Origin of the sequence: Pseudomonas sp. BNK-7, from assembly GCF_048072025.1 — a bacterium.
Taxonomy (GTDB): domain Bacteria; phylum Pseudomonadota; class Gammaproteobacteria; order Pseudomonadales; family Pseudomonadaceae; genus Aquipseudomonas; species Aquipseudomonas danubii.
On sequence record NZ_CP182252.1, the window covers coordinates 5,732,187 to 5,744,452 of the forward strand.

Below are 12,266 nucleotides of genomic sequence, written 5' to 3' on the forward strand. Positions count from 1 at the left end.
CCTGACAGCTCCCCGTATCTGCCGCCCCGACGGCAGCGCCCGGCCTTGCCTCGTGAAGCAGCAACGGCTGGATGACGGGCCGATTTCCCCTGGCCGGAACCCTGCATGAAACGTCCCCGACATACCCGACGCGCCCTGCTTGCCGCACTCTGCTTGATTCCCGTTGTAGCCATCACTGCCTGGACCTTCATTCCCCCTGGGCGCGATCAGTTCGCGACGGTGCAAGTCAGCCGTGGCGATATCGAAAGCAGCGTCACCGCCCTGGGCACCCTGCAGCCCCGACGCTATGTCGACGTCGGCGCCCAGGCCTCCGGGCAGATCCGCAAGATCCACGTCGAGGCCGGCGACACAGTCAAGGAAGGCCAATTGCTGGTGGAGATCGACCCCGCCACCCAACAGGCCAAGCTCGACGCCAGCCGTTTCGCCATTGAGAACCTGCAGGCCCAGTTGCAGGAGCAGTACGCCCAGAACCAGCTGGCCCGGCAGAAATACCAGCGCCAGCAGAACCTGGCGGCCGGCGGCGCCACTCGCGAAGAGGACGTACAGACCGCCCAGGCCGAACTCAAGGCCACCCAGGCACGCATCGACATGTACAAGGCGCAGATCCGCCAGGCCCAGGCCAGCTTGCGCAGCGACCAGGCGGAACTGGGCTATACGCGCATCTACGCCCCCATGTCCGGCACCGTGGTCGCGGTGGACGCTCGCGAAGGCCAGACCCTCAACGCCCAGCAGCAAACACCGCTGATCCTGCGCATCGCCAAACTCTCGCCCATGACCGTCTGGGCCGAAGTCTCGGAAGCCGATATCGGCCACGTCAAACCCGGCATGCAGGCCTACTTCACCACCCTGAGCGGTGGCAACCGGCGCTGGACCAGCACCGTGCGGCAGATCCTGCCCATTCCGCCCAAGCCGCTGAACGAAACCAGCCAGGGCAGCGGCAGCCCCACCAGCACCAGCAAGAGCGGCAGCGGCCGGGTGGTGCTCTATACCGTACTGCTGGACGTGGACAACGCCGACAACGCGCTGATGGCGGAAATGACCACCCAGGTGTTCTTCGTCGCCAACCAGGCAAAAAATGTCCTCACCGCCCCCATCGCCGCTCTGCAGGGCAGCACTGAGCCGGACCTGCAGACTGCCCGGGTGGTGGCCAAGAACGGTTCGATCGACGAGCGCAAAGTCCGGGTCGGTATCAGTGACCGCCTGCGCATCCAGATCCTCGACGGCTTGAACGAAGGTGATCACCTGCTGATCGGCCCGGCCAACAGCAGCGGGGGTTGAATGCAGACTCCGCTGATCGACCTCAGAGACATCCGCAAATCCTACGGCGGCGGCGACAGCCCGCAAGTCGATGTCCTGCGCGGCATCGACCTGTCGATCCACGCCGGGGAATTCGTCGCCATCGTTGGCGCCTCCGGCTCCGGCAAGTCGACCCTGATGAACATCCTCGGCTGCCTGGACCGTCCGACGTCCGGCGAGTACCTGTTCGCCGGGGAGAACGTCGCCCAGCTCGACAGCGACGAACTGGCCTGGCTGCGCCGCGAAGCCTTTGGCTTCGTGTTCCAGGGCTACCACCTGATCCCCTCGGCCTCGGCCCAGGAAAACGTCGAGATGCCGGCCATCTACGCCGGCACCCCGACCGCCGAACGCCACGCCCACGCCGCCGCCCTGCTGGAGCGCCTGGGCCTGGCCAGTCGCAGCGGCAACCGCCCGCATCAACTGTCCGGCGGTCAGCAGCAACGGGTGTCCATCGCCCGCGCCCTGATGAACGGCGGCCACATCATCCTCGCCGACGAACCCACCGGCGCCCTGGACAGCCACAGCGGCGCCGAAGTCATGGCCCTGCTGGACGAACTGGCCAGCCAGGGCCACGTGGTGATCCTCATCACCCACGACCGTGAAGTGGCGGCCCGGGCCAAGCGCATCATCGAAATCCGCGACGGCGAAATCATCAGCGACACCGCCCACCACGACCCATCGGTACAGACCAGCGCCAACGCCGGCGCCCTGCAGGCGGTGGACCTGCGCCAGCGCCTGGCCGACGGCAGCGAAGCCACCGGCGCCTGGAAGGGTGAACTGCTGGAAGCGGTGCAGGCCGCCTGGCGGGTGATGTGGATCAACCGCTTCCGCACGGCCCTGACCCTGCTGGGGATCGTCATTGGCGTCGCTTCGGTGGTGGTGATGCTGGCCGTGGGCGAAGGCAGCAAGCGCCAGGTGATGGCGCAGATGGGGGCCTTCGGTTCGAACATCCTTTACCTCAGCGGACACTCGCCCAACCCGCGCGCGCCGCAAGGCATCATCAGCCTCGACGACGTCGCGGCCGTGGCCACCCTGCCCCAGGTCAAGCGCATCATGCCGGTCAACGGCTCGGAAGCCGTGGTGCGTTTCGGCAATGCCGATCACATGAGCTACGTAGGGGGCAACGACACCAACTTCCCGCACATCTTCAACTGGCCGGTGGTCGAAGGCAGCTACTTCACCGAGGCCGACGAACGAGCCGGCGCCGCGGTCGCGGTGATCGGCAAGAAGGTCCGGGAAAAACTGCTCAAGGACGTCGCCAACCCCATCGGCCAGTACATCCTGATCGAAAACGCCCCCTTCCAGGTGGTCGGCGTACTGATGGGCAAAGGCGCCAGTTCCGGCGACCAGGACAGCGACGATCGCATCGCCGTGCCCTACTCCGCCGCCAGCACCCGCCTGTTTGGCAGTCGCAATCCGGAGTACGTGGCCATCGCCGCGGCGGACGCCAGCAAGGTCGAGGAAGCCGAGCAAGCCATCGACCAACTGATGCTGCGCCTGCACAACGGCCAGCGCGACTATGAGCTGACCAACAACGCGGCGATGATCCAGGCCGAGGCCCGCACCCAGAACACCCTGTCCTTGATGCTCGGCGCCATTGCCGCGATCTCGCTGCTGGTGGGCGGTATCGGGGTGATGAACATCATGCTCATGACCGTGCGCGAACGCACCCGAGAGATCGGCATCCGCATGGCCACCGGCGCTCGCCAGCGCGACATCCTGCGCCAGTTCCTCACCGAAGCGGTGATGCTCTCGGTGGTCGGCGGCCTGACCGGCATCGCCCTGGCCCTGCTGATCGGTGGCGTACTGATCCTCAGTGAAGTGGCGATCGCCTTCTCCCTGGTCGCCGTCCTCGGCGCCTTCGGCTGCGCCCTGGTCACCGGCGTCATCTTCGGCTTCATGCCGGCCCGCAAAGCTGCCCGGCTCGACCCGGTCACGGCCCTTACCAGTGAATGATCGAACGATGAAAACACCCCTGAGCCTTCTGGCCGCCTGCATCCTGCTGGCCGCCTGCAGCAGCCCCGCACCGCGCCCGGACAGCGGCCTGCAAGCCCCCGCCACCTGGCAAACAGCCAACACCCCCGCCGCCCAGGCCGACAACCGGCAATGGTGGAGCCAGTTCGCCAGCCCGGACCTGGACCGCCTGATCGCCCAGGCCCGCGATGGCAGCTTCGATCTGGCCGCAGCGGTGGCCCGGGTGCGCCAGGCCCAGGCCAGCGCCGTGATCGCCGGCGCGCCACTGCTACCCGAGCTCAAGGGCGGGCTCAACGCCAACCGGCAGAAACTGCTGCGCGGCAAGGGCTACAGCAAGTTGGACGCCACCAGCGACAACCAGGCCGTGGACTATTTCGATGCCAGCCTCAGCGCCAGCTACGAGATCGACTTCTGGGGCGGCCGCCACGCCTCCCGCGACAGCGCCCTGCTGGGGGTCAAGGCCAGCGAGTTCGACCGGGCCACCGTGGAACTGACCCTGCTCAGCGGCGTCGCCAACAGCTACACCCAGGCCCTGGCGCTGAGCGAACAAAGCCGGATCGCCCAGCTGAACCTGGACAACGCCCTGAACGTGCTCAAGCTGGTGCAGACCCGCTACGACTCGGGCTCGGCCACGGCCCTGGAACTGGCCCAGCAACGCAGCCTGGTCGCCGCCCAGCAACGCCAGTTGCCCCTGGCGCAGCAACAGGCCGAAGAAGCCCGGATCACCCTCGCCGCCCTGCTCGGGCAACCGGTGCAGGCGCTCAACCTGGGCCACCAGGACTTCACCCAACTGCAATGGCCGAGCATCAATGCCGGCGTCCCCAGCGACCTGCTGAGCCGGCGTCCGGACATTGCCAGCGCCGAGGCCAAACTGGCCGCGGCCCAGGCCGACGTCAAAGTGGCGCGGGCGGCCATGTTGCCCAGCGTGACCCTGAGCGCCAGCCTCGGCTCCGGTGCCAGCCACGCCCCGGACCTGCTGCGCAGTCCCTTCTACAACCTCGGCGCCGGGCTCGTGGCACCGATCTTCAACGCCGGGCGCCTGAGCGCCGAACGGGACAAGGCCACGGCCCGCCAAGAAGAACTGCTGGAAAGCTATCGCGGGGCGATCATCAATGGTTTTGCCGATGTGGAGAAGGCCCTCAACAGCATTCGCGGCCTGGACCAGCAACGCCAGTGGCAGAGCGAGGAATTGAACCAGGCGCAACGGGCCTTCGAGATCGCCCAGAGCCGCTACCAGGCCGGCGCCGAAGACCTGCTGACCGTTCTGGAAACCCAGCGCACCCTGTACGCCGCCCAGGATCAGAACGTGCAACTGCGGCTGTCACGGCTGCAGTCCAGCATTGCCCTGTACAAGGCCCTGGGTGGCGGCTGGAATCAATGAATCAGCAAAAGCTCGCATGGCCAGCGGTATCACCACTGGCCATCGTCGCAACGACGGCCGGGGCCCTGATGACCTAGAATCTGCGACCACCAACAGACGCGAGCAACACCCCCACCATGCCCATCGGAACCGAGCTGGACGCCTCCCTGGCAGACGTACTGTCGATGCTGAAAAGAGCATTCCCGAACGGAGTCAGCCCAACCGATTACCGCCCTCTTCTGGCAGCGCTATATGAACATCTGTCAGATCGAAACCTGGCGAATGTCATCTCACAGCTCACCCACAAGGACCCGGATCTGGTCCTCAACGAGATCTACGAGGCCGTGACCAGCAAGAAACCGAAAGCCCAGGAGATAGCATCGCTAACTCAGCGCCTGAACCATCACGGAGCGTCTGAAACACTGGCCGACAGCTGATGCATCGCCCCTCAAGAAGACCAGGACAATGAACTTCAGTGAATTTGAACAACTGCTGAATGCCAAGAAGAACCTCCATCCGATCTGGTTTGAGCTCCCTTCGGACAGCGCCGCCACCGAGGAGGACATCACCGAGGCTCAAAATGACCTGGCGCTGCGACTTCCTGTCGAGTACCGCCAGTTCCTGCTGAAGCATGGGGGCGGCTACTTTGCCTTGGGAATCGTCTACTCACTGGACAGAGACAGCGATTTCAACCTGGCCAGAATCAATCGACAACACCCACTGATTGGCAAGTGTCATCTGTTGTTTTCAGAGAACGGCTGCGGCGACTTCTACGGATTCCGGATTGAAAACACCCAATGCCTGGCAGAGGTGTGCTTTTTTGATCATGAAACCCAAGCATGGCAGCAGACCGGATACCCAGAACTGTTCAGCTTCCTGGCCGAAGTGGCCCTTTCGATCTGAACACCCCTAGCAACGACCTCCAGACTCGAAGTTCACGATCAGTCCGGCGCCGCTACAGCAGTCGCTGCCTGACCTTCAAATGCCGCGCATACCAGGGCCGGCGAGGCACCTTGCGTAGCAGATCGGCCAACTGCTTTTCATCCTCGATAAAGGTGATGCGCAGGGCCAGCTTCATGGTTTCCGGGTCCATCTCCACGGTCTTGCCGGTCTGCAATCCAGGGATGGTGCTGCAACCGTGGGTCACCGGCCCCAGCCAGGGATCGCCGGCCTCGACCCAGCGCCCCGGGGCGAACCAGGGCACGCCATTGACTTCCAGACGCTTGAGCTCGCCGGGATGGAAACGTTCGTGGGCGCGGAACCAGTCCTCCAGGCGGTCGTCGATCCAGCCATGAAAACGCCAGAACACCGGGCTGACATGGGAGGAGAACGGATCGCCGAGAAAGTCGTTTTCCGGCTGGTACCAGCGCGGGGAAAAGTCCGCCGGATCGCGGGCCATGGGCACCGGTGCACCGCTGGAAGGATCACGCGGCACCGAGGCCCAGCGCATGTGCAGCCAGTCGTGCAGGCCCAGCTCGATTTCCGAGCCGAACTGACCCAGGGTCAGGTTCGCCAGGTAGCGCGGGTTGCGGTACTGCGACTCCCAGACCTGGAAGTTGCTGTGGTAGGTCTCGCCGGCCTTGATGTCGCTGACCCACTGGCTGTAGTCGTCATCGTCATCGGCCAGCCACGCCGGCGGCAGGGAACCGCCGTCATGGTTGTCGAAATAGCGGGCGAAACCCAGGCGATCACGCAGCAGTTCCGGCTGCGGCAGGGGGAAATGCTGCCAGGACGGCAAGTCCTGCATGGAACGCGCCGTGCCCAGCATGTGCCGATGCATGAAGAAGAAATCGATACCCGAGCCGTTGCGATCCTTCTTCGGACCGCGCGCATCGCGCTCCTGCCCCCGAGGACCGGGCTGCCAGCCGATGCCGCGCAGGGCGTCACGCTTCTCTTCGGAAAGCCGGTGCCACTTGTCCCGGGTCGCGTGCCACAGCTGGTGGAACAACCGATGCTCGGGCGACACCAGCCAGGCCAGCAGCGTCGGGTTCAGGCCAATACGCTGGCGAGCCTCGGGAAACATCTGCTTGGTGGCGACAAAGCGGTTGTCCAAGGCGGGCAGCGCCAGGGGCCGGTCCAGGCGCTCGACACGGCCGCTCAGGGTGCCGCTGCCGGCGTTGGCGAAATCGGCCCAGACTTCATCCAGGCTCATCTTGAACTCATAAGTGGCGGCACCGTCCACCGCCGTGGCAGGAATCAATCGCCAGTACATCTCACCCGGCTGTGGGCTCACCAGGTCGGCAACGATCCGGTAGCGCGGCTCGGCGGCGCCGCGCAGGCCCTCGGCGGTATCCAGGTAGCCGCGCAGGCCACGCCCGCGCTGGGCGATGTCGAGAAACACTTCCAAGTCCTGGCGCCCCAGGCCATCGAGCCCGGCATCGGCGCCTTCAAAGCGAATGCTCCAGATGCCCCGCAACTGGTCCGCCAAGCGTTGCCCGGCGGTATCCGCCAGCTCCACCGTGGCCTCGCCCGGGGTGATCGGGAATTCCTCACGCGTCAATTCGCGATGCACATAAAACGCCGCCGGCACGGCAGCGCCAGTCAGCGCCAAGCCCGCCATGAACCCTCGTCGAGAAATCGTCATTGCCCTACCTGTGTCAGCCCTGATGCAGGCTTTATCCAAGCTAGAACGTTTATTGCCCACGGAAATTTACCGCCCGCGCAGGGGACTTAAATTTCTTCGTCACTGGCTCGTTCTTCCCAGATAGCAAAGGCCCCCGTGCCTGCACCTTGACGGCGAAACCGACTGAGATGGCAATGACAAAACCACGTTCGAAGAAGGCTCTTTACATCGGCCTGCCGCTGGCCCTGGCGATTGGCGCCGGCGCCGGCTTCCTGGCCTGGGACTACTGGTTCAGGAACAACCCGGGCTACCCGGTCAAGGTGATGAAGCAGGCCGAAGAATTGCAGGAGCGCATCCTCTCCTTCGACAGCCACATTACCGTGCCCCTGGATTTCGGCAGTGCCGGCAACGAGGCCGACAAGGACGGCAGCGGCCAGTTCGACCTGGCCAAGGCCGGACGCGGGCGCCTGTCCGGCGCAGCCCTGACGATTTTCGGCTGGCCGGAAATCTGGAACGGCGCAAATGCCCCTCATCGTCCCACGGCGGGCTTTGTCGACGCCGCGCGCAACGAGCAGGAAGCGCGCTACAAGATCCTCACCGGCATGGTCCGCGACTTCCCCAACCAGGTGGGCATTGCCTATACCCCGGACGACTTCCGCCGCCTCAACGGCGAAGGCAAGTTCGCGGTGTTCCTCAGCATGCTCAACGCCTACCCCCTGGGCACCGATCTCGACCAGCTCGATCACTGGGCGGCCCGGGGCATGCGCATGTTCGGTTTCAGCTACGTGGGCAACAACGCCTGGTCCGACTCCTCGCGTCCACTGCCGTTCTTCAACGACACCCCGGACGCCCTCGGCGGCCTGTCCGACCTGGGCCGGCAGGCCGTGCACCGACTCAACGACCTGGGGGTGATCATCGACGTCTCGCAGATGTCGACCAAGGCCCTGGAGCAGGTCAGCCAACTCAGCCGCGCGCCCTTCGTCGCTTCGCACTCGGCGCCCCGGGCCCTGGTGGATATCCCGCGCAACCTCAGCGACAGGGAAATGCAGCTGATCAAGGACAGCGGCGGCGTGGTGCAGATCGTCGGTTTCCCCACCTACATCCGTCCCCTGAGCCAAGCGACCCGGGACAAGCTCAACGCCCTGCGCGCGCGTTTCGACCTGCAACCCTTGACCGGGCTGGAAATGGCCCTGATGCCCGGCGACGCCATCATCACCGTGTGGCCCGAACAGCGTTTCGGCGAATACGCCGGCGAGCTGTACAGCATTGTCGAAGCAGAACCCAAGGCCACCCTCAAGGACTTCGGCGACGCCATCGACTACGCCGTGAAGAAGATCGGCATCGACCACGTCGGCATCAGTTCGGACTTCAACGACGGGGGCGGCCTGGACGGCTGGAAGGATGTCAGCGAGGGCCGCAACGTCACCGCCGAACTGCTGCAGCGCGGCTACAGCGAAGCGGATATCGCCAAGCTCTGGGGCGGCAACTTCCTGCGGGTCTGGGAGCAGGTGCAGAAATCCGCCAAGCCCCTGGCCCATCGCTGATCCCCCCTTTTGCCAACCAGTGAAATGAGCTCATGACCGATCGCCGTACATTTCTCAAACAGGCCGGCATCCTCGCCGCCGGCCTGCCTCTGGGCGCCGGCGCCCTGGCCGCGTCCGGCACCAGCACTAGCGCCCCGTCCCCTGCGCCCAAGGACCCATGGGCGCAACTGCGCCTGCTGTTCGACCAGGACCCGGACTCCATTCACTTTTCCAACTTCCTGGTGACCTCGCACCCAAGGCCCGTGCGTGAAGCCATCGAACGGCATCGCGCCAATATCGACCGCAACCCGGGGCTGGCCATGGACTGGGACCTGCAGGAACCCTGGAAACGCGAGGCCGAGGTGCGTCGATGGGCGGGCCGCTACCTGCAAGCCAAGCCCGGCCAGATCGCCCTCACCGGCAGCACCAGCGAAGGCCTGGCGATGATTTACGGCGGCCTTCACGTGCGGCCCGATCAAGAGATCCTGACCACGGTCCACGAACACTACGCCACCGAATACAGCCTGAATTTCCGCGTGGCCAAACAAGGCACCCAGGTGCGCAAGATCAGCCTGTTCAAGGACCCGCACCGGGTGTCCAAGGATGAAATCCTGGGCTCGATCAAGCGCAGCATCCGCCCCAATACCCGAGTCCTGGGCATGACCTGGGTGCAGTCGGGCAGTGGCGTGAAGCTGCCGATCGGCGAGATCGGCCAGTTGGTGGATGAGTTCAACCGCAACCGCGACGACAAAGACCGAATCATCTATGTGGTGGATGGGGTCCACGGGTTTGGCGTGGACAACCTGGACTTCCCCGACATGCACTGCGACTACTTCATTTCCGGCACTCACAAGTGGATGTTCGGCCCTCGCGGCACCGGGATCATCTGCGCCCGTTCCGAAGAGCTCAAGGACGTTACCCCCAGCGTGCCGACCTTTTCCGAGGACAACAATTTCGCTACCAGCATGACCCCCGGCGGCTACCACGCCTTTGAACACCGCTGGGCCCTGGATGAAGCCTTCAAGCTGCACTTGCAGCTGGGCAAGGCCAAGGTCCAGGCGCGCATCCACGCCCTCAACAGCTACCTCAAGCAACGTCTGCAGGAGCTGCCCCAAGTGGAGCTGGTCACCCCCCTGAGCCCCGAGCTGTCAGCGGGCTTCACCTTCTTCCGGATCAAGAATCAGGACTGCGACCAGTTCGCCGCCTACCTGATGGCCAATCGGGTGGTGGTCGATGCCGTGGACCGGGACGTCGGTCCGGTGATCCGTACCGCGCCTGGCCTGCTCAACGACGAACAACAGATCGATCGCTTCGTGGACCTGCTGCGCAAAAAGGTCTGAAACCGCTCCTCCTTGCGCCCTGCGTCACTTTTAAAAAGAGAGTCATGATGAAACAGCATTCACTGAGCACCGCCCTCCGCCCGCCCCTGGCCAGCCTCTCCCTGGCCTTGCTGCTGAGCCTGTTGCTGCCGACCGCCGCCCAGGCCGCCGCCTCGCCCCAGCCGGGCAAGGTGTTCAAGGACTGCAAGGACTGTCCGGAAATGGTGGTGCTGCCCGCCGGCACCTTCACCATGGGTACCCCCGCTGACGAGGTCGGCCGCCAGGAGGACGAAGGTCCGATGCATGAAGTGACCTTCGCCAAGCCATTCGCCATCGGACGCTTCCAGGTCCTGGCCGGCGAATGGGCCACCTACCTGAAGGAAACCGGCTACCAGATGCCCGACGGCGACACGCGCCCCGGTCGCGAATGCAAGGCCGGCAAACCCCGCTACCCAGTCGGCCCGCGCCAACCGGCGGTGTGCATGGACTTCAACGAAGCCCAGGCCTACACCGCCTGGCTGTCCAAGCGCACCGGCCAGCACTACTACATCGTCAGCGAAGCCATGCGCGAATACGCGGCCCGCGCCGGCAGCACCGGCCCCTTCCCCTTCCCTTTCGACGAGGGCAAGGAATACAGCATTGCCAAGCACGCCAACACCTACGGCCCGGAAGACGGCTTCAGCTTCACTTCGCCCGCCGGCTCCTTCCCCCCTAACGCCTTTGGCGTCTACGACATGCACGGCAATGTCTACGAGTTCACCCCCGACTGCTGGCATGACAGCTATGTCGGCGCCCCCACCGACGGCAGCGCCTGGACCGAGCCCAACTGCAGCGTCCTGCAGATGCGCGGCAACGACTGGACCGAAGCGCCGATTTTTTCCCGCTCAGGCAACCGCAACAACATCTATCCCACCGATCGTGGTGACTGGCTGGGGTTCCGGGTTGCCCGCGACCTTTGACCCTTCCCCTCATCGACTGACGGAGACACACCATGAAAGCAGCTTTGTTCACCCTGTCGCTGAGCGACGGTTCCACCGCCAGCGTGCATGACGCCGAAGAGAACCAGGGCAGCCTGCACACCGAGGGCTTCGCGGCACTGACCTTTCGCAGCGATGGCGAACTGATCGAGATCGCCGGCGAGATTGCCCCCAACTACCCGGCCAGCGCGCTGCTGGCCTTGTTGGGCGGACATTTCTGCTACAAGAAAAAGTCCGCCCAGGTGCGGGTTCGCCTGCGTGCCAGCCGCGACTTTGCCGTGTCAGCCATCCGCCAGGGGGTCTTTGACACCTTGCTCGCCGTCGATGCCCACCAGGTGGAGCTACAGTGCCGACGCAGTACCTTCTGGCAGCACCCGCTGCCCTGGCTCAGCGCTCCGGCCAGCGCCCACACCGCGCCCTTCTACCAGTTCAGCGGCGAGAAACGTCACCCGCAACGCCCGCCACTGCCCCAGGGCGAGGTGTACCGCCGTCGTCTGCCGGGGCTCAACACCGAGTTCAGCCTGCGCACCATCGATCCGGACCGTGACCTGCAAGCCTTCAATCGCTGGATGAACCTGGAACAGGTGGCGTTCTTCTGGGAGCAGGCCGGCAGCCTCGACGAGCACGCCGCCTATCTGCAAGACATGCTCGCCGACCCGCGGGTCCATCCGCTGATCGGCTGCTACGACGACGAGCCCTTCGCCTACTTCGAAGTCTACTGGTGCAAGGAAGACCGCATCGCCCCCTACTACGACGTGCAGGACCACGACCGCGGCTGGCACGTGGTGGTGGGCGAGAACAAGCACCAGGGCATCGGCAAGCTCAAGGGCTGGTTCAATTCGCTGATGCACTACATGTTCCTGGATGATCCACGTACCCAGCGCATCCTTGGCGAACCGCGCATCGACCATGACCGGCAGATCGACTTCCTCAAGTCCCAGGGCTTCGGTCACTTGAAGGACATCCAACTGGCCCACAAGAAAGCCGCTCTGCTGCGCCTGGAACGCGAGTTCTTCTTCGATCGGCCACTTTGAGCTGATCCAGCGGTCGCTGCAGCCTCCCGGCAGCGACCGGCGCACGGCGCGACGCCGGGCCTGCGCTAAATCCCCCCAGTGCCACTTCGTCTTCTCTGCAACGGTCTTGAGTCAAGCCCCGTCCCGAACGCGACAGCCTCCTCAAGCCCGGCATTGCAGCGCACTGCACGCCGCGTCGCGCTGTGCACCCCGGACCCTTGCCCGTATGTCGATCCATTTC

10 protein-coding genes are annotated in these 12,266 nt (G+C 64.8%); 9 read left to right on the top strand and 1 reads right to left on the bottom strand.

All coding sequences use genetic code 11. The features are described from left to right. Nucleotides 1-105: 105 nt before the first annotated feature. The 5 genes from ACMGF8_RS25830 to ACMGF8_RS25850 all read left to right on the top strand — a co-directional run bounded on the left by ACMGF8_RS25830 (nucleotide 106) and on the right by ACMGF8_RS25850 (nucleotide 5,533). Nucleotides 106-1,278 carry an efflux RND transporter periplasmic adaptor subunit gene (locus ACMGF8_RS25830; RefSeq protein ID WP_102861751.1) on the top strand — a complete coding sequence of 391 codons (1,173 nt, stop codon included), beginning with the start codon at nucleotides 106-108 and terminating at the stop codon, nucleotides 1,276-1,278. Next, nucleotides 1,279-3,252 carry a MacB family efflux pump subunit gene (locus ACMGF8_RS25835; protein WP_416757696.1) on the top strand — a complete coding sequence of 658 codons (1,974 nt, stop codon included), beginning with the start codon at nucleotides 1,279-1,281 and terminating at the stop codon, nucleotides 3,250-3,252. A gap of 7 nt (nucleotides 3,253-3,259) precedes the next feature. Then, on the top strand, nucleotides 3,260-4,651 hold the full coding sequence (locus ACMGF8_RS25840) for an efflux transporter outer membrane subunit (protein WP_102861753.1): 1,392 nt from the start codon (nucleotides 3,260-3,262) through the stop codon (nucleotides 4,649-4,651). Nucleotides 4,652-4,767: 116 nt separating this feature from the next. Next, nucleotides 4,768-5,067, top strand: coding sequence for a DUF3349 domain-containing protein (locus ACMGF8_RS25845; protein ID WP_102861754.1), 300 nt, complete (start codon nucleotides 4,768-4,770; stop codon nucleotides 5,065-5,067). Nucleotides 5,068-5,095: 28 nt separating this feature from the next. Continuing rightward, nucleotides 5,096-5,533, top strand: coding sequence for an SMI1/KNR4 family protein (locus ACMGF8_RS25850; protein ID WP_115580559.1), 438 nt, complete (start codon nucleotides 5,096-5,098; stop codon nucleotides 5,531-5,533). Nucleotides 5,534-5,585: 52 nt separating this feature from the next. Here the strand turns inward: ACMGF8_RS25850 and ACMGF8_RS25855 are convergent, their stop codons facing one another. Next, nucleotides 5,586-7,214 carry a PvdJ/PvdD/PvdP-like protein gene (locus ACMGF8_RS25855; protein WP_102861756.1) on the bottom strand — a complete coding sequence of 543 codons (1,629 nt, stop codon included), beginning with the start codon at nucleotides 7,212-7,214 and terminating at the stop codon, nucleotides 5,586-5,588. A gap of 173 nt (nucleotides 7,215-7,387) precedes the next feature. On the opposite strand from ACMGF8_RS25855, the gene pvdM reads away from it, so the two are divergent. The 4 genes from pvdM to ACMGF8_RS25875 are packed head-to-tail and all read left to right on the top strand — an operon-like array spanning nucleotide 7,388 to nucleotide 12,046. Further along, complete coding sequence (gene pvdM, locus ACMGF8_RS25860) at nucleotides 7,388-8,737, top strand: pyoverdine-tailoring dipeptidase-like protein PvdM (protein WP_416757699.1); 1,350 nt, start codon at nucleotides 7,388-7,390, stop codon at nucleotides 8,735-8,737. 32 nt (nucleotides 8,738-8,769) lie between these two features. Further along, a complete protein-coding gene (locus tag ACMGF8_RS25865) occupies nucleotides 8,770-10,056 on the top strand; it encodes an aminotransferase class V-fold PLP-dependent enzyme (RefSeq protein ID WP_416757701.1) in 1,287 nt (428 codons plus the stop codon). A gap of 47 nt (nucleotides 10,057-10,103) precedes the next feature. Beyond that, a complete protein-coding gene (locus ACMGF8_RS25870) occupies nucleotides 10,104-10,994 on the top strand; it encodes a formylglycine-generating enzyme family protein (protein WP_060840281.1) in 891 nt (296 codons plus the stop codon). Nucleotides 10,995-11,026: 32 nt separating this feature from the next. Beyond that, nucleotides 11,027-12,046, top strand: a complete 1,020-nt coding sequence (locus tag ACMGF8_RS25875; RefSeq protein ID WP_060840282.1) for a GNAT family N-acetyltransferase — start codon at nucleotides 11,027-11,029, stop codon at nucleotides 12,044-12,046. The last annotated feature ends 220 nt before the right edge of the window (nucleotides 12,047-12,266 follow it).

Bases quoted from the DNA above. Each gene is read 5' to 3' on its own strand.
- ACMGF8_RS25830 (WP_102861751.1), top strand. From the start codon at position 106: ATGAAACGTCCCCGACATACCCGACGCGCCCTGCTTGCCGCACTCTGC.
- ACMGF8_RS25835 (WP_416757696.1), top strand. From the start codon at position 1,279: ATGCAGACTCCGCTGATCGACCTCAGAGACATCCGCAAATCCTACGGC.
- ACMGF8_RS25840 (WP_102861753.1), top strand. From the start codon at position 3,260: ATGAAAACACCCCTGAGCCTTCTGGCCGCCTGCATCCTGCTGGCCGCC.
- ACMGF8_RS25845 (WP_102861754.1), top strand. From the start codon at position 4,768: ATGCCCATCGGAACCGAGCTGGACGCCTCCCTGGCAGACGTACTGTCG.
- ACMGF8_RS25850 (WP_115580559.1), top strand. From the start codon at position 5,096: ATGAACTTCAGTGAATTTGAACAACTGCTGAATGCCAAGAAGAACCTC.
- ACMGF8_RS25855 (WP_102861756.1), bottom strand. From the start codon at position 7,214: ATGACGATTTCTCGACGAGGGTTCATGGCGGGCTTGGCGCTGACTGGC.
- pvdM (WP_416757699.1), top strand. From the start codon at position 7,388: ATGACAAAACCACGTTCGAAGAAGGCTCTTTACATCGGCCTGCCGCTG.
- ACMGF8_RS25865 (WP_416757701.1), top strand. From the start codon at position 8,770: ATGACCGATCGCCGTACATTTCTCAAACAGGCCGGCATCCTCGCCGCC.
- ACMGF8_RS25870 (WP_060840281.1), top strand. From the start codon at position 10,104: ATGAAACAGCATTCACTGAGCACCGCCCTCCGCCCGCCCCTGGCCAGC.
- ACMGF8_RS25875 (WP_060840282.1), top strand. From the start codon at position 11,027: ATGAAAGCAGCTTTGTTCACCCTGTCGCTGAGCGACGGTTCCACCGCC.